A 23,794-nucleotide genomic window follows, 5' to 3' on the forward strand; every position below is an offset into this window, starting at 1 on the left:
CGACGCCAAAATCGTCGTGATCGCCGCCGTCAGCGTCGTCTTGCCATGGTCCACGTGACCAATCGTGCCCACGTTCACGTGGGGCTTGGTCCGCTCAAACTTGCCTTTTGCCATTTTTCGAATCTCCGAAAAGAACTCTCAATACAAAACTCTGGTGCCCTTGGCGGGAATCGGACCCGCGACCTCTCCCTTACCAAGGGAGTGCTCTACCACTGAGCCACAAGGGCCAAAACTCTAGGCGCAATTTCTCGGTCTTTCGACCAGCATTGCAGCACCGCAACGAAACCAGCACTGGCGAGATGTGTGGAGCGGGAGACGGGAATCGAACCCGCGTCATTAGCTTGGAAGGCTAGGGTTCTACCATTGAACTACTCCCGCCTAGGGACATTGAATCCCCCGCCGCGGGGTCACTCAACAACCCTTCAGGGCATTCCGAGCCCAACACAAATCATCCAACCACAACTCTTCGCATCACTCGTCACAAAGCTCATCGCCAGACCCAATGCCTCAAAAAAGACACTGGTGGAGGAGGCTGGATTCGAACCAGCGTAGGCGTAAGCCAACAGATTTACAGTCTGCCCCCTTTAGCCACTCGGGCACCCCTCCGGTGAACCTCGAAATATAGCATGGTTCGGCCGAGCCCTCCCTTGGGGTGCCTGCATGAAGTCCGACCGCCCTGGACCGCCAGCCACCCAAGTGTTTCAAAAGGCCGCAGTACAGCCTCTGGCGGCCAGCCACTGGCGGGCAACTTCGAAGTGGCCGCTGCCCAAAAACGGAACCGGTGGCCGCCGAGCGGACAGAGGTGACGGGTGATTGGCTTGAAGCACCAAAAAGTCACGGCCGTTGCGCTTTGCCGTCAGTTCGATCAGCCCAGCCTTGGCCTGGGCATGCGCACCCCATAGAAAAAAGACACAAGGCGATGCGGAGGCGGCGACCTGGGCAAGCAACGCATCCGTCAATTCCTCCCAGCCCTTCCCGGCGTGGCTCCCCGGCCGACCATCTTCCACCGTCAGGCTGGTATTGAGCAGCAACACGCCCCGCCGGGCCCATTCGACAAGCGATCCGCTCGCCGCCATTGGCCCACCTGTTGAGCCACGACTTTCTTTGAAGATGTTCACAAGGGATGGAGGGATCCTGACGCCGGGCGGCACCGAAAATGCCAGCCCTTCAGCCTGACCCGCCCCGTGATACGGGTCCTGCCCCACGATGACGGCATGGACGCCAGCCAGCGGCGTGAGCTCGAGTGCACGCAGGGGTTCGGGTGGATAAATTGTCGCGCCCTCTGCAAGCCGCTGGCGAATGAAGTCGGCCAGTCGATGTCCATGGCGACTGGAAAAAAATTCCTGGACCACCTTGCGCCAACCAGCATCCACCGGCCACTCGTCGGGCGCCCACCTCTGCAGTTGCGGAGGCTGCTCTACAGGAATCAATGTCGCCTGCCTCCTGTCCGGGACTCGTTTGGCCGCCACGTTCAATGGCTGGTCAGTCGTGGAACAGCTCGGCCAGTGCGTCGCCGGGTTCGTCAGCTCGCATGAACGCCTCCCCGACGAGGAACGCGTGCACCCCGGCATCGCGCATCCTGGTCACATCGGCCCTGCTCAGAATTCCCGACTCCGTCACGGCAAGCCGATCAGCTGGGACGTCCTTGAGCATGCCGATGGTCGTGTCCAGCGAGACCTCGAACGTGTGCAAGTTCCGGTTGTTGATTCCCACCAGTTTCGTCTTGAGTTTGAGTGCCCGCTGCAACTCTGCGGCATCATGCACTTCGACCAGAACTGCCATATCGAGGCTGCGTGCGACCGCTTCGAGTTCAGACATCTGCGCATCGTCGAGGCATGCAGCGATCAGCAAGATGCAGTCCGCCCCCATCGCTCTCGACTCGTAGACCTGGTACGGGTCAATCATGAAGTCCTTACGCAGCGTGGGCAAGTCGCACGACGCGCGCGCCTGCTTGAGATAGTCGGGCTCACCCTGGAAGAACTGCCGATCCGTCAGCACCGACAGGCACGCTGCGCCGGACGCCGCGTAACTTTGCGCAATGTCAGACGGAAAGAACTCCGCACGAAGCACGCCCTTGCTCGGGCTCGCCTTCTTGATTTCCGCGATGACCGCGCTCTGTCCAGCCGCGATTTTGCGACGCAGCGCACCTTCGAAGTCTCGCGTGAGGACGCGGCTTTGCGCGTCGGCACGCATGGCAGCCAGCGGCACCCGACGCACAGCTGCAGCCACCTCCTGGCGCTTGACTTCCACGATCTTGTTGAGGATGTCAGACATACACTCAGCTCGCGATCGAGGTGGACAAACGGACCAGGTCATGCAGTTTCGCCTTTGCCGCGCCCGACTCGAGCGCGGCACGCGCCGCCGTGATGCCTTCCTTGATCGAACCGGCGACGTTGGCTGCGTACAGCGCCGCGCCAGCGTTCAGGATCACTATGTCGCGAGCCGGTCCGGGCTGGTTGTCCAGCACGGTCATCAGCATCTCGCGCGACTGCTCGGCCGTCTCGACTTTCAGGCCCCGATTGCTGGCCATCGCCAGGCCGAAGTCTTCGGGATGGACGTCGTACTCGGTGATCTCGCCGTTCTTCAGCTCACCCACCATCGTCGCGGCGCCCAGGCTCACTTCATCCATGCCATCACGTCCATAGACGACCAGTGCATGCTCTGCGCCTAGCCGCTGCAAGGCGCGCACCTGGATGCCGACCAGGTCCGGGTGAAACACGCCCATCAGAATGTTGGGCGCGCTCGCCGGATTCGTGAGCGGCCCCAGGATGTTGAAGATCGTGCGGACGCCGAGTTCCTTGCGTACCGGCGCGACGTTTTTCATGGCCGGGTGGTGATTGGGCGCGAACATGAAGCCAATGCCGACTTCCTGGATGCAACGGGCGATCGCTTCGGGTGACAGGTTGATGTTCAGTCCCAGGCTTTCCAGCACATCGGCGCTGCCGCTCTTGCTCGAAACACTTCGACCGCCGTGCTTGCTCACCTTGGCGCCTGCCGCTGCCGCGACGAACATTGAACACGTCGAAATATTGAAAGTGTGCGAACCGTCGCCACCCGTGCCGACGATATCGACCAGGTGCGTCTTGTCGGGGACGTTGACCTTGGTCGAAAACTCGCGCATCACCTGCGCTGCGGCGGTGATCTCACCAATCGTTTCCTTCTTGACGCGCAGGCCCGTGATCAACGCGGCCATCATGACGGGCGACAGTTCGCCGCTCATGATCATGCGCACCACGGTGAGCATTTCGTCGTGAAAAATCTCGCGATGTTCGATCGTGCGCTGTAGCGCTGCCTGGGGAGTGATCATCACTGCTCCTCGTGTGGTTAGCGGGTGGGATTGTCGGTGAGGGCGAGCTTGACGCCGAAACCAATGAACATGAGAGCGGCAGCGCGATCGAGCCAGTGCATGCCCCGCTGCACCGAATCACTGCGCGCCATCCAGGCAGCAGCAAGTGCCCAAGCCGAGTTCACCGGTATCGAGTTGATGTTGAAGATGACTCCCAACACGATGAAGCTCAACGCCTTGTTGTCGGCACCCGGCGCGATGAACTGCGGAACGAACGCCAGGAAGAAAAGCGCCACCTTCGGATTCAGCACATTCGTCAGAAAGCCGCCCGTGAACACGGCCATCAACGTACGCGGTTTTTCGCTTGCGGCGAGTGCCACGAGATCCGCCTTTGCATCGGGCGTTTTGGACAGCAGTATCTTCACGCCGACATAGAGCAGATACGCTGCGCCAACGTACTTCAACACCGTGAATGCGGTAGCCGATGTTGCGAGCAACGCGCTCACGCCAAGCGCCGCTGCGAAGACGTGAACAAAGCAGCCGCTGGTAATGCCCAGCCCGGCAACCAGGCCCGCCCTGGCTCCAGACTTCAGCGAATTCGTCACGATGTAGAGCACGTCCGGCCCAGGCGTGAGATTCAGCAGCCAACCAGCGGCGATGAAGAGCAGCAAATGCTGTGCATCAGGCATAGCGTCAACGCCCGAAGAAGCTGCGGATCGCAGCTGCTGCCCGGTCCACGCCAGCCGCATCGACATCCAGATGCGTCACAAACCGCAGGCGGTAAAGGCCCGTCGCCATGACGCCCTGACCGGCGAGATGCTTGAGCAGCGCATCCGCCTGATCACGCGCCGATCCAGTCAAGTCAACGAACAGGATGTTCGTTTGCGGCGGCTCGACGACGAGCCCCTCGATACCTTGCAGCCCACGGGCGAGACGCATTGCGAGGTCGTGATCTTCCTGCAGTCTCTCGATGTTGTGGTCCAGCGCGTAGCTCGCCGCCGCAGCCAGCACGCCAGCTTGCCGCATCGCGCCGCCAGCCATCTTGCGCACGCGGCGCGCACGCCCGATCAACTCATTCGATCCGCACAGGGCCGAACCCACGGGTGCACCTAGCCCCTTGCTGAAGCAAACCGACACCGTGTCGAAGCACTGCGCGATTCGCCTCGCCTCGTGCGTCGCACTGCCACCTGTTTGCGCCGCTTGCGCAACAGCCGCATTGAACAGTCGCGCGCCATCCAGATGCGTCGTCAGCCCCTTCGACTTGGCCAACGCGGTCGCTTGCTCAACATAAGCAAACGGCAGCAGCTTGCCACCCAGCGTGTTCTCCAGCGCAAGCATGCGGCTGCGCGCGAAGTGCGGGTCGTCGGGCTTGATCGCCGCTTCGATATCCGCGAGCGCCAGCGTTCCGTCGGGCTGGTGGCTGATCGGTTGCGGCTGCACGCTGCCGAACACAGCGCCACCTCCGGCCTCCCATCGATAGCTGTGCTGCATTTGCCCGACGATGTACTCGTCACCACGCTGGCAATGCGACAGGATGGCGCACAGGTTGCTCTGCGTGCCGGTGGGCACAAACAGCGCCGCTTCAAAACCCAGCATCGCAGCGATTTTTTCCTGCAGTGCATTCACGCTGGGGTCGTCACCAAACACATCGTCGCCAAGTGGTGCGGCCGTCATGGCAGCCTGCATGCCTGCACTCGGCCGGGTCACTGTGTCGCTGCGCAAATCGACGGGCTTCATCACGCTTGCTCCAGGAAGTTTTTCAGCATGGCATGGCCATGTTCCGTGAGGATTGATTCGGGGTGGAACTGCACGCCCTGCACGGCGAGTTCGCGATGGCGCACTCCCATGATTTCGCCGTCATCCGTTCGCGCGGTGACAGCAAGTTCTGCCGGGCACGACTCGCGCTCGATCGCCAGCGAGTGATAGCGATTCACGGTGAACTGCGCTGGCAGTCCGGCGAACACACCCTCCTGTGTGGTTGTGATCACACTCGTCTTGCCGTGCATCAGCTGCTGCGCCCGCACGATCTTGCCGCCGAAAGCCGCACCGATCGACTGGTGACCCAGACAAACGCCCAACACCGGCAGCTTGCCTGCAAAGTAGCGAATCGCCTCAACAGAAATCCCCGCCTCGGCAGGGGAACAAGGCCCGGGCGACACGACCAGCAGATCGGGCTTGCGGTCAGCCACGCCGGCCACCGTGATCTCGTCATTGCGAAACACTTCCACCTGTGCGCCGAGCTCGCCGAAGTACTGCACGAGGTTGTACGTAAAGCTGTCGTAGTTGTCGATCATCAGCAGCTTCATGATGCGATGGCCCCCACGCTTGTCACTTCGTGTCCTGCGCTGTCGCTCGAAGGAGCCCTCGCGCCTTGAAACGGTCCGGCGGCGCTCATTCCAGCCCCTCCTCGACCAGCTCCGACGCACGGAGCAACGCACGCGCCTTCGCCTCGGTTTCCCTCCACTCCATCTCTGGAACCGAGTCCGCCACAACGCCTGCCGCAGCCTGCACGTAGAGCATCTGATCCTTGATGATGCCGGTGCGAATTGCAATGGCCACATCCATGTCGCCGGCATAGCTCAGATAGCCACAGGCACCGCCGTAGAGGCCGCGCTTGCTGGGCTCGAGCTGGTCGATCATTTCCATCGCATGAACCTTCGGCGCGCCCGTCAGCGTGCCCGCGGGAAACGTCGCCTTCAACACATCGATGCTCGTCATGCCGTCGTTCAGGATGCCCTCAACGTTGCTCACGATGTGCATCACGTGGCTGTAGCGCTCCACCGCAAACGCTTCGGTCACCTTCACGGTACCTGTCTTCGCAATGCGCCCGATGTCGTTGCGGGCCAGGTCAATCAGCATCACATGCTCTGCGCGCTCCTTCGGATCAGCGATGAGCTCCTGCTCGACTGCTTTGTCCTGCTCCACAGAGGCAGCGCGCGGGCGTGTGCCGGCCAGCGGCCTGATCGTGATCTTCTGCCCCTCAGCGACCTGCTCCTGGCGCACGAGGATTTCTGGCGACGCGCCCACCACATGGAAGTCACCAAAGTGGTAGTAGTACATGTAGGGGCTCGGGTTAAGCGAGCGAAGCGCGCGGTACAACGACAGCGGCGACTCGGTGTAGCGCTTCCTGATGCGCTGGCCCACTTGCACCTGCATGAAGTCGCCCCCGGCAATGAGCTCCTTCGCGCGCTCAACGGCAGCGATGTACTGGTCCTTCGGAAATTCGCGCTCGCTCGCAAAGGTTTGCGTCTGCTTGATCACCGGCGCGCTCACTGAATATTTCAGCGAGTCCTTCAGTCCGCGCAAGCGCTTCTTCGCGTTGGCAAAGGCTTCGGGCTGAGCCGGGTCCGCATACACGATCAAATACAGCTTGCCCGACAGGTTGTCGATCACGGCCAGCTCTTCACATTGCAGCAGCAGGATGTCGGGGCAGCCCAGCGTATCGGGCGGGCAACTCTTCTCCAGCTTTTTTTCAATGTGGCGGACCGTGTCGTAGCCGAAGTAGCCGGCCAGCCCGCCGCAAAAGCGCGGCAGCCCCGGGCGCAGCGCGACCTTGAATCTCTTCTGGTAGGCAGCAATGAAGTCCAGCGGATTGCCCTGCGCTGTCTCCACCACGGCCCCATCCGTCACAACTTCCGTCTTCGCCTGGGCGCCGAAGCCGCTCGCGCGCAGCAGCGTGCGTGCAGGCAGGCCAATGAAGCTGTAGCGCCCAAAGCGCTCGCCGCCCACAACGGATTCGAGCAGGAAGCTGTGCCTGCCGCCATCGCGGGCGTGCGCCAGCTTCAGGTAGAGCGACAGGGGGGTTTCAAGATCCGCGAATGCCTCGGCGATCAGCGGAATGCGGTTGTAGCCCTGAAGAGCAAGGCTTTTGAATTCAAGTTCAGTGATCAAGGGAAAGAGCCTCCACAAGCTCCGCGGCCTTCTTGCGAAGTAGCCGCTTCAGTTCAATCGGGGTGTCCAACCGGCGCAGCGGGCGGGACGAACGAGGGGCACAGGCTGCCCCGTGCAATCAGGAACGCACGTACGACGGCTTACGCCAAGGCCAGGCTCCCCGGTCGGCCTGACCCGTCATGTTGGTGCGGTGGATGAACATGGCGATCAGTGTAGCAAAGCAACTCACCGTGCCGCGCACCGGCAGTTACGCGAAAACCCTGTTGCCCTCAGGCGGGCACGGATCCAAGAATGAGCCTGACCGCCGGATATTCTGGCGCGACAGGAGACAAAAACATGAAGTCGCTCAAAACCTGGTTGTTCGTGCTGGCAGCTGCGTTCATGACACATGCCGCGCTGGCCGAACCCGTCACAGTCTCGGGTGTGCGCTACGAAGACACCACAGAGCTCAAGGGCAGCAAGCTCGTGCTCAACGGCGCGGGCATTCGCTACAAAGCCATCTTCAAGGTCTACACGGCCGGGCTGTACCTGCAAAAGAAGGCGGGCACCACCGAAGAAGTGCTGGCCATGCCAGGTGCCAAACGTCTGGCCATCACCATGGTCCGCGACATTGACTCGGCCGAGCTGGGCAAACTGTTTTCGCGCGGCATGGAAGACAACATGGACAAGGCAGCGTTTTCCAAGCTGATTCCGGGCGTGCTGCGAATGGGCCAGCTTTTCTCCGACTGCAAGAGCCTGAAGGCAGGCGAGAGTTTCAATATTGACTGGGTACCCGGCACGGGCACCCTCATCTCCATTCAGGGCGCCAAGTGCTTCAAGGATCTCGAGCCCTTCAAGGAGCCGGAGTTCTACAACGCCTTGCTGCGCATCTGGCTGGGTCCCGTACCGGCAGACTACAAGCTGAAGGAAACGCTGCTGGGCCGCACGCCCACCTAGGGCCTGTCAGCCCGCGCGTCCCGGGTGGACGCGCGCACGTGTGCACTCGCGATGCCGGGCCGGTCGAGGCTGATCGGCAACAATCGCGGCCATGGGTGAATTTGACCTGATTGACCGTTACTTCAAGCGCCCTGTGCGGCGCAACACGCTCGGCGTGGGCGACGATTGCGCACTGCTGGCACCTGCTGCCGGCATGCAGATGGCGGTCTCCAGCGACATGCTGGTCGAAGGCAGGCACTTCCTGCCCACCGTCGATCCGTTCAAGCTCGGCCACAAGGCGCTGGCCGTCAATCTCAGCGATCTGGCCGCCTGCGGTGCCAAGCCGCTGGCCTTCACGCTCGCGCTGTCGATGCCCCGTGCCGACGAAGCGTTCCTCGAGCCGTTTTCGCGCGGCCTGCTGGCACTTGCCGATGCGCACGATTGCGAGCTGGTTGGCGGCGACACCACGCAAGGCCCGCTCAATATCTGCATCACCGTTTTTGGCGAAGTACTTCCCGGCCACGCGCTGCTGCGCTCGGGCGCACGGCCGGGCGACGACATCTATGTGAGCGGCAGCCTGGGTGATGCGCGCCTGGCGCTGGAAGTGTTCCGCGGCACGATCGCGGTGTCGCAGCAAGTATTTGCGCAAGCACGCGCACGCATGGAACAGCCGCAACCGCGCATCGCCCTGGGGCAAGCACTGCGCGGCGTCGCCACTGCCGCCATCGACGTGAGCGACGGACTGCTCGGCGACCTGCGGCACATCCTCAGTCGCTCGGGCGTCGGCGCCACGATCGATACCACCGCCGCGATGCTGACCATGCTCACGGGCGAAGGCATTGATGAAGAGCAGCGTATGGAATTCGTGCTGGCCGGCGGCGATGACTACGAACTTGTTTTCTGCGCGCCAGCGGCCAGGCGTGGCGAAGTGGAGGCCGCGTCGCACGCCAGCGCCACACGAGTCACACGCATCGGTCACATCGAAGCGCAGTCCGGGCTGCGCCTGGTCGATGCGCACGGACGCGCCTTCGAGCGAGACTATGCGTCTTTCGATCATTTCGCCTGACGATATGCGCCGCGCAGCCGGCGCGTGGGCCGGCGTCATCGCGCTGGTGCTGACACCTTGCGTTGCGCATGCCAGCCGGTTCACCGGCATCGTGTCGCACGTGACCGACGGCGACACGGTCTGGGTTCGCCGCGACGACGGCAAGCCACCGCTGCGTGTGCGGCTACAGGGCATCGACGCGCCCGAGATCTGCCAGCCGTTCGGCCTGAAATCCCGGCAAGCCCTGGCCAGCATCGTGGCGCATCGACGCGTTACCGTGACAACCCATGGCACAGACAACTACGACCGCACACTGGGCGTGATTGAGCGTGCCCATGAGGACGTCGGCGCGTGGATGGTGCGGCGTGGCTATGCGTGGTCGTATCACTTCAAGGGCAATGCTGGGCCGTATGCCCGCCAGGAGGCGCAGGCCCGACGCACGCGCGCGGGTCTGTGGCAACAAAACCGGCCCGTCGCGCCCCATGAATTCCGGGTGAAACACGGGCACTGCGAGAGAGGCTGAGCCGCAGCCCCTTCGAGCGCAGTCTTGCGTTAGCATGCAATCGAAGGAGACACTTCGCATGCAGATCCATCATTCATTCGCGGCGGCCGCCTTGCTGGCTGGCGCTGTGTGCCTGGGCGTGCAAGCCCAAACACCCGCGCCCGCACCCGCACCCGCAACTGCGCCTGCGGCTTTGGCTGCTTACCCCAGCAAACCGGTCCGCGTGGTCGTCACCTTCCCGCCTGGCGGCAGCACCGACGTCGTCATGCGCCTGCTCGTGCCGCGGCTGAACGACAAGCTGGGCCAGCAGGTCGTGGTGGACAACCGCCCCGGCGCCGGCGGCAACATCGGGTTGACGCTGGTGGCCAAAGCGCCGCCTGACGGCTACATCCTGGGCGTCGGTGCGGCCGGCGCGCTGTCGGCCAACTCAAGCCTTTACGCACAGATGCCGTTCGACGTGCTCAAGGACTTCAAGCCTGTGACGATGCTGGCGGCCATTCCCTTCGTGATCATCGGCCAGCCCTCTTTGGGCCCGAAGACGCAGAAAGAGTTGATCGCCATGGCGAAGGCGCAGCCCGGCAAGTTGTCGATCGCCCACGGCGGCAACGGCACGGCCATGCACCTCACGGCCGAGTTGTTCATGCAGATGGCAGACATCAAGCTGGTGACGATTCCGTACAAGGGCTCGGGCCCCGCAGCGCTCGACGTGCTTGCGGGCCAGGTGCCGCTGGCCGTCGTTGACCTGCCTTCGGCGCTGCAGCAGATCAAGGCCGGCAAGCTGGTCGCCTATGCCGTCACCAGCCCGCAGCGCCTGCCCATGCTGCCCGACGTGCCCACCGTCGCCGAGCAGGGCCTCACGGGCTATGACTCCACCGGCTGGTTCGGCCTCGTCGCGCCTGCGGGCACGCCACCGTCTGTCGTCTCACGCCTGAACACAGAGATCACCGCAGCGCTGAACGACAACGAGATCAAGGCGAGCCTGCGCAATCTGGGCGTCGAGCCCGCGCCAAGCAAGCCGGAAGAATTCGAGGCGTACATCAAGAGCGAAAACCTGAAGTGGGCCAAGGTGATCCGCTCGGCCAACATCAAGCTCGACTGACGTGGCGATGAAAGACTTCGACACTGACGTGCTGGTCGTCGGCGCAGGCCCCGTCGGCCTCACGCTGGCGATGGACCTCGCCTCGCGCGGCGTACGGGTGACCATCGTGGAGACGCGGCGCTACGCCGAGCCGCCCAACGTGAAGTGCAACCACGTGGCTGCGCGCAGCATGGAGACGTTTCGCCGGCTAGGCGTGGCACAAGCACTGCGCAACGCCGGCCTGCCTGCCGATCACCCGAACGACGTCGTGTTTCGCACGAGCGTGTGCGGCACCGAACTCACACGCATTCCCATCCCGTGCCGCCGCGACCGCTACAGCGCCACGGGCGGGCCAGACACGTGGTGGCCAACACCGGAACCTCCGCATCGCATCAACCAGATATTCCTGGAGCCGCTGCTGCTGCAGCACGCCGCTTCGCTCGCGCAAGTGACGCTGCTCAATCGCACACAGTGCATGTCGTTCGAGCAAGGCGATGGATTCGTCACGGCCACACTGCGCAGTCTCGACACTGATGCCGAGCAGCACATCACGGCAGGCTTTCTGGTGGGCTGCGATGGCGGCAGCTCCGGCGTGCGCAAGCTGATGGGCGCAAAGCTCGAAGGCACCGCCGTGATCCAGCGCGTGCAATCGACGTACATCCGCGCGCCGCAACTCAAGGCGATGATCCCGCAGCCACTCGCCTGGTCGTACTACTCGGTGAACCCGCGCCGCTGCGGCACGATGTTCGCCATCGACGGCCACGACACGTGGCTTGTCCATAACCACCTGAACCCCAACGAGCCCGAGTTCGATTCGGTGGATCGCGACTGGTCGATCAAGCAGATCCTCGGCGTGCCGCAGGACTTCGAGTACGAAGTGATCAGCAAGGAAGACTGGGTCGGTCGGCGCCTGGTCGCCGACAAGTTCCGCGATCGAAACGTGTTCATCGCCGGTGACGCCGCGCACCTGTGGGTGCCGTACGCGGGCTATGGAATGAACGCCGGCATTGCCGACGCCACCAACCTGGCATGGGTGTTGGCGGCGCGGGTGCAAGGCTGGGGTGGCGAAGTGATCCTCGATGCGTACGAAGCAGAGCGCATGCCCATCACGATGCAGGTCTCGAACTTCGCCATGGAGCACGCTGCCAAGATGATCAAGGCGCGCAGCGCTGTGCCGGCCAACATCGAAGCGGCCGACACGCAGGGCCAGCAGGCACGCGAGGCGATCGGCCGCGAAGCCTATGAGCTCAATGTGCAGCAGTTCTGCTGCGCGGGCCTGAACTTCGGCTACTTCTATACACACTCGCCAATCCTGGCGGCGGATGATGAGCCCGCGCCCGCGTACTCGATGGGCGGCTTCACCGAGTCCACGGTGCCCGGGTGCCGTGCGCCGCACTTCTGGCTGGCGGACGGCCGCTCTCTCTATGACGCATTCGGGCCGGGCTACACCTTGCTGCGCTTCGATGCAAAGGCCGACATCGCCTCGTGCGCTACTGCGGCGCGGGAGCAGAAGGTGCCGCTGGAAGTGATCGATGTGCAAGGGTCACCCTCCATCCCTGCCGCCTATCGCCACCGGCTCGTGCTGTGCCGCACGGACCAGCATGTCGCGTGGCGTGGCGACGCATTGCCAAATGACGCGCTTGCGCTGCTGAAGCTTTTGACAGGCCGGCACTGAGGCCGGCTCAACCCGCTAAGCCTCCACGCTGCGTTGCGCGCGGTGTTGCGCCGCGTAGCTTCGCACCAGGCGCACAGCCGCGCCCAACACCTTGCGCACCGCGGCGCCTGCGGCATTCCCGAACTCGTTCACGGCGTCGCCGCGAAGCTCGGACGCACGCTTCTTCGCCGTTTCCATCAGGCGGTTGTATTCGCCGGGCTGGTTGAGGTAGGTGTTCATGGCGCTGTCCTTTCTGGTTGGCGGGTCGGGTGAAGTGAATGTAGGAAAAGGCTGCCCTGGCGGAAACGGCGCGCACCGCAAATTGGCGTTGCACGGCGCGCAAAGCCAATGAGTACCATCCACCCATGCGCGACCTCCAGTTCGACGACATGCTTCTCTTTGCCCGCGTGGTGGAACTCGGCACGCTGTCCGCGGTCGCGCGTGAGCGGGATGTGCCCGTCAGCCAGGTGTCGCGCACGCTCTCGCGCATCGAGAAAGCCTGCGGCGCGCGCCTGATCCATCGCTCGACGCACGGGCTCTCGCTCACGCCCGAGGGTGAAACATTCGTCGCGTACTGCCACCGCATCACGAGCACGCTCGACGAGCTCGAAGGCGACTTCGCGCACAAGGCAGGCGATGTGCGTGGCACGGTCAAGGTCGCCGCTTCGACCATCGTCGCGGCCTACCAGCTCGTGCCCAGTCTGGAGGGGCTGCGACAGCTGCATCCGCACTTGCGCGTCGAGCTGGAAGTCAGCGATCGCCTCACCGACATGGCGCGCGACGGCATCGACATTGCGATACGCACGGTGAGCGCGCTGCCCGAGACGGTGGTCGCGCGGCAGATCGGTACGCTGGGCCGCGCGCTGTATGCAGCGCCCTCGTATCTCAAGCGTGCCGGCACACCCAGGCACATCGAAGACCTGCGCGAGCACGTGCTCATCACCAACAGCCACGTCTCATTTCTCAATGCGTGGCCATTCATCGTCAAGGGCAAGCCCATGGTGTTCGAAGCGGACGGCCACTGGCGCACCAACGACACGAACATGGTCGCGACGATGGTGGTGCAAGGCGCCGGCATCGGCCGCCTTGCCACCCTGGTCGGCGACACGCTCGTGCAGCAAAAACTGGTAGTGCCCGTGCTGGAGGCGCTCGTGGACTACGGCCCGGTGCCTGTGTATGCGGTCACCCTCTCGAGTCGCCACCGGCTGCCCAAGATCAAGGCTTGTATCGACTACTGGGCCGCATGGCTCGGCAAGAGCACACACACCGCATTCAAGAAATGACTCCATCGCAAGCTTCACCCCCCACTGCACTGAACCCGCCTGTGCGACCTTCTGTCATCCGCCCCAATGCGCGCTTCATGCTGTCGCATCCGGCGCATTGCATTGCGCTCGGTTTCGGCTCGGGGCTGTCACCCGTCGCGCCGGGCACTGCGGGCACGCTGTGGGCGTGGCTCGCCTATGTCGTGCTGCAGATGTGGCTCACGCCGATGCAGATCGGCCTGGTGATTGCAGCGTCACTCGCGGTCGGCTGGTGGGCCTGCACCGTTGCGGCGGCGAACATGCGCGTGCTCGACCCGGGCGCGATCGTGTGGGATGAAGTGGTCGCCTTCTGGATCATTCTCTGGCTGGTGATGCCCGCAGGCTTCATGGCCCAGCTCGGTGCGTTCATCTTGTTTCGCATCTTCGACGCCGTAAAACCAGGCCCGGTCGCCTGGGCCGATGACCTCTTCCACGGCTTCGGCTGGAAGGGCGGCTTTGGCATCATCTTTGACGACTTGGTCGCTGCGTTCTGCACGCTGTTCGTGATCGCGATCTGGAGGGTCTGGTAATGGCACCGCGTATCGAACAACTGGCGCAAGCCTTGCTCGAGCGGCAATGGATGCTCGCCACGGCAGAAAGCTGCACCGGCGGCATGATCGCCGCCGCCTGCACCGACCTTGCCGGATCGAGCAGCTGGTTCGAGCGCGGCTTCGTCACCTATTCGAATGAAGCGAAGTCCGAGCTCCTGGGCGTCGATGCGCCCTTGATTGCCGCCCACGGCGCAGTCAGCGAAGTGGTCGCCCGTGCAATGGCTTTCGGCGCGGTACGTTTTTCACACGCGCGCGTCAGCGTTGCAGTGACGGGCGTGGCTGGCCCGACGGGTGGAAGCAAGGACAAACCGGTAGGCACGGTGTGGTTCGGCTTCTCGGTCGATGGCCGGCTCGACAGCGAGATGATGCGATTCGAAGGCGACCGCGCTGCCGTGCGGCAAGCAACCGTCTCGCATGCGGTGGACGGGCTGATCGCGCGCATTGCCGCAACAGAACTCTGAGGCATCACGCGCGAAGGATGTGCGCGTCCACGCCTCTGCGCGGCGCGGGCTGTGCGGGCTTGGCATAGCCCAGGCGCGTCCACATCTGCACTGTGCCGCCTTGTGCGCCGGCCAGCTTGTGAATCTGCGCGTAGGGCGCGGCTTGTTCCGGATATTCCTGCAACGCTTGCGAGAGCGGCTGCATCACCAGGCCTTGTGCAGTAGCCGCCAATTGCGCTCGCACATAGGCACGCCCCGCATTGATCTGCGTCTTGCGGTCATTGGCGGCGGTGACCATCCAGTAAAAGGCGGGCGTGGCGGCCATGTTCTTGTTGAACTCGTCGATCTGGCTGCGCGTGGCCGTGTCATCCGGGCCTGGCGCCTTCGTGCGGTCGAACAGGCCCAGCGCATTGATCGCGCGCAACATCGGCGTGTTGACCGAGAGGCCATCACGATGCCTGGCGATTTCGGCCGGCCCAATGCGCAAGACGTTGTAGGACTCCAGTATCGTGCGCGGCGTCACCAGCTCGATGCGCCACGCCTCGCTTGCAATCGCGCGGTGCTGCGACACGAGCGCTGCGTCATCGTCAGTGACGAAGCCATTGCGCGCCCCCGTCATCGTTGCAGCACTGTCGATGGCGGCGAGCGCTGCAGCTTGCGGCACGCGCGGCTCATATGCACCTCTATGGGTATGGCGATGAAGGATCTGCGCGAACAGCGCATCACGCTGCGCTGCCGGGTCTTGCGCAAGACGTATGCGCGCCGTGGGCCGCGCATCGACCTTCACGGGCCCAAACTCGCCTTCGGGAAAGAGTTCAATGTCTGCGCGCAAACCACGCTCGCGTGCAGCGATGGAGAGCAGCTCCAGGAAGGTGCCCTGGCTCATCATCATCTGGCGCGACAGCGGGTCCGTCTCGGGCAGCAAACGCGTGCGATCGCAATAGAGCGTGATTTCGTCAGGCCTGGACAAATCCACCAGCCACGACTGCAGGTTGTGCGAATGCGGCGCAAGAATCGCCCAGCCCAGAATCCAGCGGCGCACATCGCGCTCCTGGCCAGGGCCCGCCCACGCCTGCACAGCCTCAGCCGGGTAGTCACTCGACAGCGAGCAACCTGACAGCGAGAGCGTTGCGGCAGCGACGGAGAGTCCGCCTGCAACACGAAGAAACTGGCGGCGAGGTAGCTGTGACATGGAACGCTCCTGAAGCAAACGGTGTAGGTATGGAGTGATTGTCAGAAGTGCAGAGGTGTTCGACAATTGCCTAACGCTTCATACCAGCTATTCATAGTTGAATACCGCTCTGCCGTGAATCCGCTCGATTTCGACTGGCGACTCATTCGCTCATTCCTGGCCGCGCTCGACCATCGCAGCCTGCTCGGCGCCGCCCGCGCGCTCGGCTCGACACAGCCGACGCTCGGTCGTCACATCGCTGAGCTGGAAAGCCAGCTGGGAGTCGTACTCTTTGAACGCACGGGTCGCGGACTTCTGCCCACCGAAATAGCGCATCGGCTGGCCGAGCCCGCACGAGCCATGGAAGGCGGCGCTCTGCAGCTCGGGCGCAGTGTGTCCGGCGCTCAGCAAGCCGTGTCCGGCTCGGTACGCATCACGGCAAGCGCGACCGTCGCGTGCTTCGTGATGCCCGCTGTACTGGCCCAGATGCGTCTCGCGTTGCCCGACATCCAGATCGACCTGGTCGCCAGCAACGCCGTGAGCAACCTGTTGCGCCGCGAAGCCGACATCGCGCTTCGCATGGTGCCGCCCGACCAGGCCAGCCTCATCGCCAAGCGCATCGGCAAGGTCACGCTAGGCGCATATGCCCATCGCGACTATCTGCGGCGGCGCGGCACGCCCAAGCAGCTGGCCGATCTGGTCAATCACGAGCTGATCGGCCATGACCGCGATGAAGCCATGTTGCGCGGCTTTGCGCAGTTCGGCTTTCCTGTCGAGCGCGAGGCTTTCGCTTTCCGCACCGACGACCTCGTGGCTTACTGGGAGGCGGTGCGCGCCGGGCTTGGCATTGGCTTCGTTGCCGACTACCTGGCGCGCACTGACAACCGGCTCGTTGCTTTGCTGCCGATGCTCAAGATCCCGCCGCTGCCTATCTGGCTGACGGTGCACCGCGAAATTCGCACCAGTCCGCGCATCCGCGCGGTGTACGATTTCCTGGCAGACGCAGTACCGCGCGCGATCTGAAGCCTGGCAGCAGGCGCCCACCCCACCACCACGAGGAGCCGGCATGCATCCCAACCAGCAAACCATTGAGACGTTCTACCGCGCGTTCGCACAGCTCGACGCCGACACCATGGCCACCTGCTATGCCGACAACGCCACATTCCAGGACGAAGTCTTCACCCTCAACGGCAAGCGCGAAGTGATGGGCATGTGGCGCATGCTCGTTGAAGCAACCAAGGCCAAGGGCGCCGACGTGTGGAGCCTGAAGTTCAGCGATGTCAGCGCTGATGCAACCACGGGCCACGCGCATTGGGATGCTCACTATCGCTTCAGCGCCACGGGCCGCATCGTGGACAACAGCATCGACGCGAAGTTTGAATTCGACCCACAAGGCAAGATCGTCAAGCACATCGACAGCTTCGACTTGTGGAAGTGGTCGCGCCAGGCACTCGGCGCACCCGGCCTGCTACTGGGCTGGACACCTGTCATACGCAGCAAAGTCAAGAAGACGGCTGCTGCGAACTTGCAGAAGTTCATGGCGAAGGCAAGTGCATCGTGAGCGGCGCGGCAGGCTGGTTCGACGGCTTCAATGAATCGCGATTTGCCGTCAACGGCACAGAGATCTTTGCGCGCTTCGGTGGCGCGCAAGACAAGCCCGCGCTGCTCCTGCTGCATGGCTTTCCGCAAACGCATGCGATCTGGCATCGCATCGCGCAGCAGCTCAAGAACGACTACTTCCTCGTGATGCCCGACTTGCGCGGCTACGGCGATTCGGTCAAGGTGCCCGGCCTGGAGGACCACTCCAACTACAGCAAGCGAGCCATGGCGCAGGACATGGTGGGCCTCATGGACTTGTTGCAGACCCGTGAGTTCTTCGTCTGCGGCCACGACCGTGGTGCGCGCGTGGCGCATCGGCTCGCCGTCGATCATCCGCAGGCCGTGCGCAAACTGTGCCTGATCGACATCGCACCCACGCTCGACATGTACGACATGACGAGCATGACGTTCGCACGCTACTACTACCACTGGTTCCATTTGATCCAGCCATCGCCGCTGCCTGAAGCGATGATCGGCCCCAACGCAAAGATGTACCTGCACGCCAAGCTGGGCGGCTGGGGCGCCGGCGGGCTCGACTACATCGAGCCACGCGCGCTGGCGGAATACGAGCGCTGCTTTTGCCGCGCGGAATCCATTCATGCAGCGTGCGAGGACTATCGCGCGAGTGCCGGCATTGACCTCGATCACGACCGCGAAAGCCGCGCCAGGGGCGAGAAGATCCAGTGCGACACCCACCTGTTGTGGGGCCAGCGCGGTTTGATCGACAAGCTGTTCAAACCAATCGAGCTGTGGCAGGCGCAATGCGCGGGCAAGGTCACCGGGCACAGCGTGCCGGCCGGGCACTTCATCCCGGAAGAATTGCATGCCGAGACGGCGAAGGAATTGCGGGCGTTCTTCGGCTAGTTATTTGTCGCCGTAGTGGAACCGGCACGAGATCACGGTCAGCACTTTTAAAGCATCCTTGCCATCGACCGCATAGACAAGCCTGTTCTTCTCATCGATGCGGCGCGACCAAAACCCCGAAAGATCACCGACGAGTGGTTCGGGCTTGCCCAAGCCCTCAAAGGGCGTGCGTAGCGCTGACTCGATCAAGGTGTTGATGCGTTTGAGCGTCTTCCTGTCCTGCGACTGCCACCACACATAGTCCGACCAGGCGCTCTGGGTAAAACTGAGATTGGCCGCCACGTCAAGCGGGCGTGAGCTTGCGGGGGCGCGCTTTGCCTTGTCTGTATTGCGCGATGGACTTGGCAAGGTGAGCAGCGTTGGCCGGGCTCGACAGCAGGTGCAGCGTAGCCATGATGCCGTTGTACTGGTCGAGCGACATGACCACGGCATCCGGCCCGTCGCGCCGCGTGATGACAGTGACGTCTGCGTCGTCTGCGCACGTGTCGAGGACGCTCTTGAGTGAGTTGCGTGCTTCGCTGTAGTTAATGAGGCGCATGGCAGATCCTTTTTTGCCAAGTAATTGTACAAATACGACTGCACCATGTCGATAGCCATTGCAGTGGCTTGCCGTTAGCATCGCGCCATGTCCGCATTCCTCTCCCGGCATTACGGCGTCCGGTTCAATTCGCTCCTCGCGTGCTTCGCTGGCCTCGTCGCCAGCCTGGCGTGCATTCCGTATCACCCGAACTGGGGCGTGGCGGGCGTTGTCCTGTTCGCCTTCCTGATCGTCGTGGGCATTCACGACTTGCGGCAGACGCGGCACGCGATTCTGCGCAACTACCCGGTGATCGGGCACCTGCGCTTCCTCTTCGAATACGTGCGCCCTGAAATCCGCCAGTACATCATTGAAGGCGAGGCCGACGGCACGCCGTTCTCGCGCGCGCAACGCTCGCTCGTGTACCAGCGCGCCAAGGGCGATGCGGACAACCGGCCCTTCGGCACACAACTCGATGTGACGCGCCAGGGCTACGAGTGGATCAACCATTCGATGTTCCCCACAAAGCTCGCCTCGTCGGACTTCCGCATCACGATCGGCGCGACTTGCGCGCAGCCGTATGAAGCGAGCATCTTCAACATCTCCGCGATGAGCTTCGGCTCGCTTTCCAGCAACGCGATCCTCGCGCTGAACAAGGGCGCGAAGATGGGCAACTTCGCGCACGATACGGGCGAGGGCTCGATCTCCAGTTACCACCGCGTGCACGGCGGCGACATCATCTGGGAGATCGGCTCGGGCTACTTCGGCTGCCGCGACGAGCACGGCGGCTTCAGCGAAGAACGCTTCATCGCGAACGCGCGCGAGCCGCAGGTCAAGATGATCGAGATCAAGCTGAGCCAAGGCGCCAAGCCCGGTCACGGCGGCATCTTGCCGGGTGCGAAGGTCACTGCTGAAATCTCTCGCGCACGCGGCGTGCCTGCGGGCGTGGATTGCGTCTCGCCGTCATCGCACAGCGCGTTCACGACACCCGTGGAGATGATGAAGTTCATCGCCCGACTGCGTGAGTTGTCGGGCGGCAAACCCACGGGCTTCAAGCTGTGCATCGGACATCCGTGGGAATGGTTCGGCATTGTGAAGGCGATGCTCGCCACCGACGTCACGCCGGACTTCATCGTCGTCGATGGTGCAGAGGGCGGCACGGGCGCTGCGCCCGTGGAATTCAGCGACCACGTCGGCGCGCCGCTGCAGGAAGGCCTGCTGCTCGTTCACAACACGCTGGTCGGCACGGGCCTGCGCGAGCGCATCAAGATCGGCTGCGCGGGCAAGGTGATCAGCGCATTCGACATCGCACGGATGATGGCGCTGGGCGCCGACTGGTGCAATTCGGCGCGCGGCTTCATGATGGCGCTCGGCTGCATACAGGCGCAGACGTGCCACACCGGCAACTGCCCGACGGGCGTCACGACGCAAGATGCATTGCGCGAACGCGCGCTCGTCGTGCCCGACAAGGCGCAGCGCGTTTTCAACTACCAGCGCGCCACGCTCGCGGCATTGAAAGAGCTGGTGCAGGCTGCTGGCCTGAAGCATCCGCAGGAGATCACGGCGCATCACATCGTGCGCCGGCTCACCGATACCGAGGTGCGGCTGCTCGCGAACCTCATCGCACGCGTGGAGCCGGGCTCGCTGCTGTCGGGCGACATGAGCAGCCAGCACAACGTCTACAAGATGTACTGGCCCATGGCACAGGCCGAAGCGTTCTCGGCCTTGCAGATCAAAACGGTGGTTTAGGCAGCAGAGGCAGCAGCGGCGGGCAGCGCCTTCATCACCTGCACATCGAGCCGTTCAAGGCGCTTGCGTGTTTTCAGCACGGCCGCGTCTTTGCTCAAGAGCAGGCATTTGTGCGCGACTGCCAGGTCAATGAACTTCTGGTCGTCGCCGTCTGTGCAAGTGACGGGCGCCTTCTGTGCAGGTTCCACGATCTGCACATAGCGGTCGAAGCCCGCGAGGATGTCTGCGGGTGTGAGCGCGTAGTACGCCAGGCGCGGCTGCAGTTGCGAGTAGTCGAGCACGCGTTCGAGCTCATCGCGCATCACCTGCGTTGCGAGCCACCGCACAGTCCCCGTTTCGAGCAGCGCCTTCAACGGCTTGGCGGCTGCGTCGTCGAACAGGAAGATGTCGAGGACGACGTTGGTGTCAATGACCAGCGGGCGGCTTGTCACGCGCGGAGCCTCTGACCATGTCGAAGCGGAACAGGCGGCATTCGATGGGGCCGTTCCACATGGGCACCCGTCGCGATTCTTTCAGGCGCATGCGCGATGGCAGCTTCAGGTCAGGCGTGAGGATCCACGCCGTCCAGCCCGGGTAGTTCTTCTTCCAGTGCGCAGCCAGCTGCGGGAAGAAGTCGCCACCATCTTCCACATCGGCACGCTCGCGCCCTTGCTGCGTGCGGCCTGCGACGCCTGCCGTTTCAATCCGCGCGCCATAGGGCGGGTTCACGAGCATCACGCCCGGTGTTTCGCAAGGAGGCATGCGCTGCAGCGCGTCACCACCGCGCAGCTTCACCACATCTGCCACGCCCGCACGTTCGGCATTGCGCTGCGCGAAATCAACCATGCGGAAAGCGACGTCGCTGCCGAACACTTCAACGCTCGACTGTTTTTGCGCAGCTACCGCTTCTTCGCGCAGTGCATTCCACACGTGCGGCTGGTAGGGCAGCAAGCGTTCGAAACCGAATCGGCGCAACTGGCCTGGCGCGATGTTGCATGCGATCTGCGCTGCCTCGATGGCAATGGTGCCGCTGCCGCAGCACGGGTCGTAGAGCGGCGTCACGGTGTCCCAGCCGCTCGCGGCAATCATGGCGGCGGCGAGTGTTTCTTTCAGCGGCGCCTCGCCCTTGTCTTCACGCCAGCCGCGCTTGAAGAGCGGCTCGCCTGACGTGTCGATATACAGCGTCATGCGCTCGCTCGTCAGGTGCACATATACGCGTGTGTGCGGCCACTGCGTTTCAACGCTGGGCCGCTCGCCCGTCTTGTTGCGAAAGCGGTCGACGATCGCGTCTTTGACTTTCAGGCCCGCGAAGTTCAGGCTCTTGAGCGGGCTGTGCTGCGCTGTGACTTCAACCTTGAATGTCTCGCGCGTGGTGAACCACACTTCCCACGCAACCTGGCTCGCGCCTTCATACAAGTCCTGCTCGCTTCGATACGGCGTGTTCGACAACTGCACCAGCACGCGCTGCGCAAGGCGGCTGTGCAAGTTCAGGCGCATCGCATCGCGCCACGACGCACGCACTTCAACACCGCCACGCGCCGTGAGCAAGTCATCGCCAGCAAGACCTGTGAGCCTGTGCACTTCGTCGGCCAGGAAGCCCTCGACGCCGGCGGCGCAGGGCAAAAAGAGTTGGAGCGAGTTCACAGTGCTTTTCTCAGGTTCGCGGGCGCGATGCGCAGCGCCTCGCGGTATTTGGCCACCGTGCGACGCGCACATTCGATGCCCTGCTCTTTCAGCATCTCTGAAATCTGGCTGTCCGACAGCGGCTTCTTGAGGTTTTCACTCGCCACAAACTGCTTGATCAGTGCGCGCACGGCTGTGCTCGATGCATTGCCGCCTGTCTCGGTGCCCAGCGCAGAGCCAAAAAAGTATTTCAGCTCGAATGTGCCGAACGGTGTAGCCATGTACTTGGCGGTCGTCACACGGCTGATGGTGGATTCGTGCAGGCCAAGTTCGTCCGCGATCTCGCGCAGTACCAGCGGCCGCATCGCCAGCTCGCCGTGCACAAAGAAGTTTTTCTGGCGCTCAACGATCGCGCTCGACACACGCAAGATCGTGTCAAAGCGCTGCTGGATGTTCTTGATGAACCAGCGCGCTTCCTGCAGCCGCTGCTGCAGCGCCTGGTGGCCTTCGCCCTTGTGCGACTTCAGCGCGCCGGCGTACACATCGTGCACACGCAGCCGCGGCATCACATCGGGATTGAGCTGCACCCGAAAACGCATCGTCGCTCCACGCCCTGTTTTCGTGACGAGCACATCCGGCACAACGATGTTGCGCTCCACGTCAACGAAGCGGCGGCCGGGTTTGGGTTCGAGCCGGCCGATCAGCGCGATGGCGGCGCGGATATTGGCGTCGGTGTCACCGCACAGCTGAACGAGGCGCTTCACGTCGCGGCGTGCAAGCAATTCGATCGGTTGTGCACAGATGTGCAGCGCCGCCGTGCATGCGGCAGTCGCTTGGGGCTGCGAAGCCTGCAGGGCTTTCAATTGGAGCGTGAGGCATTCAGCCAGTGAACGCGCGCCAACGCCCACAGGCTCAAGGTGATGCAGGAGGCCCAACGCGACGGTGAAGCGATGCACCAGCTCTTCCTGCTGCTCCAGGTCATTGGGCGCGAGCCCTGCGGCGAGCGACTCCAGCGTGTCTTCCAGGTAGCCGTCGTCATTGAGCGATTCGATCAGAAAGCGCAGCGCAAAGCGGTCGATTTCCGAGAGCCGCAACGACAGGGCTTGCCGGTGCAAGAAGCTCTGCAGCGACTCGTTGCCGCGCGCGAGATCGGTGGCATCCATCTCCTCGTCGCCCGACAAATTGTTCTTGCGTGGCGTGGCATCGCCGCCCCACTCGCCGTCGTCCGGCACCATGTCCGTGCTGCCGTCGCCCTCCCAGTCGGTGGGCTCTGTTTCGGCACTGGCAGGCGCTTCGGCTTCGGCCGGTGCCGCGCGTTCTTCACTGGCAGGCAGCGCGTAGTCGGCGTGTTCGACTTCGCGGTCGTCTTCGGGTGCAGCAGCATTTTCATGTGCAAGCCCGAATTCTTCGCGCGGTGCTTCGTCCTGGTTCACTTCCAGGAACGGGTTTTCATCGAGCATCTGCTCGACTTCCTGCGACAGCTCCAGTGTCGAGAGTTGCAGCAGCCTGATGGACTGCTGCAGCTGCGGCGTCAACGCCAAATGCTGCGAGACGCGTAGCGATAAGCCCTGCTTCATGGAGCCCCCACGCTTGCCACTGCGTGTGCTGCGCTGCCCCCCGAGGGGGCCC

27 protein-coding genes and 3 tRNA genes are annotated in these 23,794 nt (G+C 63.3%); 12 read left to right on the forward strand and 18 right to left on the reverse strand.

The genetic code is table 11. The features are described 5' to 3' along the window. The 11 genes from GHT07_RS18080 to trpE all read right to left on the reverse strand — a co-directional run. Positions 1 to 114, reverse strand: a 114-nt coding sequence (locus GHT07_RS18080) for a GTP-binding protein (protein ID WP_228488388.1), incomplete at its 3' end; no start/stop codon positions are given. Positions 115 to 152: 38 nt separating this feature from the next. Beyond that, positions 153 to 227: transfer RNA gene (locus GHT07_RS18085), tRNA-Thr, on the reverse strand. Between the two features lie 77 nt (positions 228 to 304). Next, positions 305 to 378: transfer RNA gene (locus tag GHT07_RS18090), tRNA-Gly, on the reverse strand. A gap of 142 nt (positions 379 to 520) precedes the next feature. After that, positions 521 to 606, reverse strand: a tRNA-Tyr gene (locus tag GHT07_RS18095). 95 nt (positions 607 to 701) lie between these two features. After that, positions 702 to 1,430, reverse strand: coding sequence for a uracil-DNA glycosylase (locus GHT07_RS18100; protein WP_228488426.1), 729 nt, complete (start codon positions 1,428 to 1,430; stop codon positions 702 to 704). Positions 1,431 to 1,482: 52 nt separating this feature from the next. Beyond that, complete coding sequence (gene trpC / locus GHT07_RS18105; RefSeq protein ID WP_153586506.1) at positions 1,483 to 2,274, reverse strand: indole-3-glycerol phosphate synthase TrpC; 792 nt, start codon at positions 2,272 to 2,274, stop codon at positions 1,483 to 1,485. Between the two features lie 4 nt (positions 2,275 to 2,278). Then, positions 2,279 to 3,307 carry an anthranilate phosphoribosyltransferase gene (trpD, locus tag GHT07_RS18110; RefSeq protein ID WP_153586507.1) on the reverse strand — a complete coding sequence of 343 codons (1,029 nt, stop codon included), beginning with the start codon at positions 3,305 to 3,307 and terminating at the stop codon, positions 2,279 to 2,281. A 17-nt stretch (positions 3,308 to 3,324) separates the two neighbouring features. Beyond that, positions 3,325 to 3,975: a LysE family translocator gene (locus tag GHT07_RS18115; RefSeq protein WP_153586508.1), complete on the reverse strand. Its 651-nt coding sequence runs from the start codon at positions 3,973 to 3,975 to the stop codon at positions 3,325 to 3,327. A gap of 4 nt (positions 3,976 to 3,979) precedes the next feature. Then, positions 3,980 to 5,023, reverse strand: coding sequence for a low-specificity L-threonine aldolase (ltaE, locus tag GHT07_RS18120; RefSeq protein WP_153586509.1), 1,044 nt, complete (start codon positions 5,021 to 5,023; stop codon positions 3,980 to 3,982). Further along, on the reverse strand, positions 5,023 to 5,592 hold the full coding sequence (locus GHT07_RS18125) for an anthranilate synthase component II (RefSeq protein ID WP_153586510.1): 570 nt from the start codon (positions 5,590 to 5,592) through the stop codon (positions 5,023 to 5,025). Before GHT07_RS18125 ends, ltaE begins: the two co-directional genes overlap by 1 nt. A gap of 85 nt (positions 5,593 to 5,677) precedes the next feature. Continuing rightward, on the reverse strand, positions 5,678 to 7,177 hold the full coding sequence (trpE, locus tag GHT07_RS18130) for an anthranilate synthase component I (protein ID WP_153586511.1): 1,500 nt from the start codon (positions 7,175 to 7,177) through the stop codon (positions 5,678 to 5,680). 336 nt (positions 7,178 to 7,513) lie between these two features. Between trpE and GHT07_RS18135 the strand changes: the two genes are divergently transcribed. From GHT07_RS18135 to GHT07_RS18155, 5 genes are all read left to right on the forward strand, one after another. Then, positions 7,514 to 8,113: a chalcone isomerase family protein gene (locus tag GHT07_RS18135; RefSeq protein ID WP_153586512.1), complete on the forward strand. Its 600-nt coding sequence runs from the start codon at positions 7,514 to 7,516 to the stop codon at positions 8,111 to 8,113. 91 nt (positions 8,114 to 8,204) lie between these two features. Beyond that, positions 8,205 to 9,158, forward strand: coding sequence for a thiamine-phosphate kinase (thiL, locus tag GHT07_RS18140; protein WP_153586513.1), 954 nt, complete (start codon positions 8,205 to 8,207; stop codon positions 9,156 to 9,158). A 4-nt stretch (positions 9,159 to 9,162) separates the two neighbouring features. Beyond that, on the forward strand, positions 9,163 to 9,660 hold the full coding sequence (locus GHT07_RS18145) for a thermonuclease family protein (RefSeq protein ID WP_153586514.1): 498 nt from the start codon (positions 9,163 to 9,165) through the stop codon (positions 9,658 to 9,660). Positions 9,661 to 9,718: 58 nt separating this feature from the next. Beyond that, entirely contained in the window at positions 9,719 to 10,738 is a 1,020-nt protein-coding gene (locus tag GHT07_RS18150; RefSeq protein ID WP_153586515.1) for a Bug family tripartite tricarboxylate transporter substrate binding protein, read from the forward strand. 7 nt (positions 10,739 to 10,745) lie between these two features. Further along, on the forward strand, positions 10,746 to 12,392 hold the full coding sequence (locus tag GHT07_RS18155) for an FAD-dependent oxidoreductase (protein ID WP_153586516.1): 1,647 nt from the start codon (positions 10,746 to 10,748) through the stop codon (positions 12,390 to 12,392). Between the two features lie 15 nt (positions 12,393 to 12,407). Here the strand turns inward: GHT07_RS18155 and GHT07_RS18160 are convergent, their stop codons facing one another. Next, positions 12,408 to 12,611, reverse strand: coding sequence for a hypothetical protein (locus GHT07_RS18160; protein ID WP_153586517.1), 204 nt, complete (start codon positions 12,609 to 12,611; stop codon positions 12,408 to 12,410). Positions 12,612 to 12,736: 125 nt separating this feature from the next. Between GHT07_RS18160 and GHT07_RS18165 the strand changes: the two genes are divergently transcribed. From GHT07_RS18165 to GHT07_RS18175, 3 genes are read left to right on the forward strand one after another with little or no spacing between them, the layout of a single operon-like run. Then, a complete protein-coding gene (locus GHT07_RS18165; RefSeq protein WP_153586518.1) occupies positions 12,737 to 13,654 on the forward strand; it encodes a LysR family transcriptional regulator in 918 nt (305 codons plus the stop codon). Beyond that, positions 13,651 to 14,202 (forward strand): phosphatidylglycerophosphatase A family protein, encoded by a 552-nt coding sequence (locus tag GHT07_RS18170; RefSeq protein WP_153586519.1) that lies wholly within the window; start codon positions 13,651 to 13,653, stop codon positions 14,200 to 14,202. Before GHT07_RS18165 ends, GHT07_RS18170 begins: the two co-directional genes overlap by 4 nt. Continuing rightward, positions 14,202 to 14,684: a CinA family protein gene (locus GHT07_RS18175; protein WP_153586520.1), complete on the forward strand. Its 483-nt coding sequence runs from the start codon at positions 14,202 to 14,204 to the stop codon at positions 14,682 to 14,684. The genes GHT07_RS18170 and GHT07_RS18175 overlap by 1 nt, the downstream gene beginning before the upstream one ends. 4 nt (positions 14,685 to 14,688) lie before the next feature. Here GHT07_RS18175 and GHT07_RS18180 read toward each other — a convergent pair whose 3' ends face one another. Continuing rightward, positions 14,689 to 15,855, reverse strand: coding sequence for an Acg family FMN-binding oxidoreductase (locus GHT07_RS18180; protein WP_153586521.1), 1,167 nt, complete (start codon positions 15,853 to 15,855; stop codon positions 14,689 to 14,691). Positions 15,856 to 15,969: 114 nt separating this feature from the next. Between GHT07_RS18180 and GHT07_RS18185 the strand changes: the two genes are divergently transcribed. The 3 genes from GHT07_RS18185 to GHT07_RS18195 are packed head-to-tail and all read left to right on the forward strand — an operon-like array spanning position 15,970 to position 18,297. Continuing rightward, entirely contained in the window at positions 15,970 to 16,857 is an 888-nt protein-coding gene (locus GHT07_RS18185; protein ID WP_323740997.1) for a LysR family transcriptional regulator, read from the forward strand. A gap of 43 nt (positions 16,858 to 16,900) precedes the next feature. Then, complete coding sequence (locus GHT07_RS18190) at positions 16,901 to 17,395, forward strand: nuclear transport factor 2 family protein (protein WP_153586523.1); 495 nt, start codon at positions 16,901 to 16,903, stop codon at positions 17,393 to 17,395. Next, positions 17,392 to 18,297, forward strand: coding sequence for an alpha/beta fold hydrolase (locus GHT07_RS18195; RefSeq protein WP_323740998.1), 906 nt, complete (start codon positions 17,392 to 17,394; stop codon positions 18,295 to 18,297). Before GHT07_RS18190 ends, GHT07_RS18195 begins: the two co-directional genes overlap by 4 nt. On the opposite strand, the gene GHT07_RS18200 is transcribed toward GHT07_RS18195, so the two are convergent. Continuing rightward, positions 18,298 to 18,579 carry a Txe/YoeB family addiction module toxin gene (locus GHT07_RS18200; protein ID WP_323740999.1) on the reverse strand — a complete coding sequence of 94 codons (282 nt, stop codon included), beginning with the start codon at positions 18,577 to 18,579 and terminating at the stop codon, positions 18,298 to 18,300. Position 18,580: 1 nt separating this feature from the next. After that, on the reverse strand, positions 18,581 to 18,835 hold the full coding sequence (locus GHT07_RS18205; RefSeq protein WP_153586525.1) for a type II toxin-antitoxin system Phd/YefM family antitoxin: 255 nt from the start codon (positions 18,833 to 18,835) through the stop codon (positions 18,581 to 18,583). Positions 18,836 to 18,922: 87 nt separating this feature from the next. Between GHT07_RS18205 and GHT07_RS18210 the strand changes: the two genes are divergently transcribed. Further along, positions 18,923 to 20,563 (forward strand): FMN-binding glutamate synthase family protein, encoded by a 1,641-nt coding sequence (locus GHT07_RS18210; protein ID WP_153586526.1) that lies wholly within the window; start codon positions 18,923 to 18,925, stop codon positions 20,561 to 20,563. Here GHT07_RS18210 and GHT07_RS18215 read toward each other — a convergent pair. The 3 genes from GHT07_RS18215 to GHT07_RS18225 are packed head-to-tail and all read right to left on the reverse strand — an operon-like array spanning position 20,560 to position 23,742. Further along, positions 20,560 to 20,994 (reverse strand): putative toxin-antitoxin system toxin component, PIN family, encoded by a 435-nt coding sequence (locus GHT07_RS18215; RefSeq protein ID WP_323741001.1) that lies wholly within the window; start codon positions 20,992 to 20,994, stop codon positions 20,560 to 20,562. The genes GHT07_RS18210 and GHT07_RS18215 overlap by 4 nt on opposite strands. Next, complete coding sequence (locus GHT07_RS18220) at positions 20,969 to 22,186, reverse strand: THUMP domain-containing class I SAM-dependent RNA methyltransferase (RefSeq protein WP_323741003.1); 1,218 nt, start codon at positions 22,184 to 22,186, stop codon at positions 20,969 to 20,971. The genes GHT07_RS18215 and GHT07_RS18220 overlap by 26 nt, the downstream gene beginning before the upstream one ends. After that, entirely contained in the window at positions 22,183 to 23,742 is a 1,560-nt protein-coding gene (locus GHT07_RS18225) for an RNA polymerase factor sigma-54 (RefSeq protein WP_153586528.1), read from the reverse strand. Before GHT07_RS18225 ends, GHT07_RS18220 begins: the two co-directional genes overlap by 4 nt. Positions 23,743 to 23,794 lie beyond the last annotated feature (52 nt).

It is taken from the genome of Caenimonas koreensis DSM 17982, assembly GCF_009646335.1.
GTDB lineage: Bacteria > Pseudomonadota > Gammaproteobacteria > Burkholderiales > Burkholderiaceae_C > Ramlibacter > Ramlibacter koreensis.

Coding starts and splice junctions, on each gene's coding strand:
- GHT07_RS18145 (WP_153586514.1), top strand. CDS start 9,163: ATGCGCCGCGCAGCCGGCGCGTGGGCCGGCGTCATCGCGCTGGTGCTG.
- GHT07_RS18180 (WP_153586521.1), bottom strand. CDS start 15,855: ATGTCACAGCTACCTCGCCGCCAGTTTCTTCGTGTTGCAGGCGGACTC.
- GHT07_RS18160 (WP_153586517.1), bottom strand. CDS start 12,611: ATGAACACCTACCTCAACCAGCCCGGCGAATACAACCGCCTGATGGAA.
- GHT07_RS18155 (WP_153586516.1), top strand. CDS start 10,746: ATGAAAGACTTCGACACTGACGTGCTGGTCGTCGGCGCAGGCCCCGTC.
- GHT07_RS18125 (WP_153586510.1), bottom strand. CDS start 5,592: ATGAAGCTGCTGATGATCGACAACTACGACAGCTTTACGTACAACCTC.
- trpC (WP_153586506.1), bottom strand. CDS start 2,274: ATGTCTGACATCCTCAACAAGATCGTGGAAGTCAAGCGCCAGGAGGTG.
- GHT07_RS18205 (WP_153586525.1), bottom strand. CDS start 18,835: ATGCGCCTCATTAACTACAGCGAAGCACGCAACTCACTCAAGAGCGTC.
- GHT07_RS18190 (WP_153586523.1), top strand. CDS start 16,901: ATGCATCCCAACCAGCAAACCATTGAGACGTTCTACCGCGCGTTCGCA.
- thiL (WP_153586513.1), top strand. CDS start 8,205: ATGGGTGAATTTGACCTGATTGACCGTTACTTCAAGCGCCCTGTGCGG.
- GHT07_RS18225 (WP_153586528.1), bottom strand. CDS start 23,742: ATGAAGCAGGGCTTATCGCTACGCGTCTCGCAGCATTTGGCGTTGACG.
- trpD (WP_153586507.1), bottom strand. CDS start 3,307: ATGATCACTCCCCAGGCAGCGCTACAGCGCACGATCGAACATCGCGAG.
- GHT07_RS18150 (WP_153586515.1), top strand. CDS start 9,719: ATGCAGATCCATCATTCATTCGCGGCGGCCGCCTTGCTGGCTGGCGCT.
- GHT07_RS18170 (WP_153586519.1), top strand. CDS start 13,651: ATGACTCCATCGCAAGCTTCACCCCCCACTGCACTGAACCCGCCTGTG.
- GHT07_RS18115 (WP_153586508.1), bottom strand. CDS start 3,975: ATGCCTGATGCACAGCATTTGCTGCTCTTCATCGCCGCTGGTTGGCTG.
- GHT07_RS18135 (WP_153586512.1), top strand. CDS start 7,514: ATGAAGTCGCTCAAAACCTGGTTGTTCGTGCTGGCAGCTGCGTTCATG.
- GHT07_RS18165 (WP_153586518.1), top strand. CDS start 12,737: ATGCGCGACCTCCAGTTCGACGACATGCTTCTCTTTGCCCGCGTGGTG.
- ltaE (WP_153586509.1), bottom strand. CDS start 5,023: ATGAAGCCCGTCGATTTGCGCAGCGACACAGTGACCCGGCCGAGTGCA.
- GHT07_RS18210 (WP_153586526.1), top strand. CDS start 18,923: ATGTCCGCATTCCTCTCCCGGCATTACGGCGTCCGGTTCAATTCGCTC.
- GHT07_RS18175 (WP_153586520.1), top strand. CDS start 14,202: ATGGCACCGCGTATCGAACAACTGGCGCAAGCCTTGCTCGAGCGGCAA.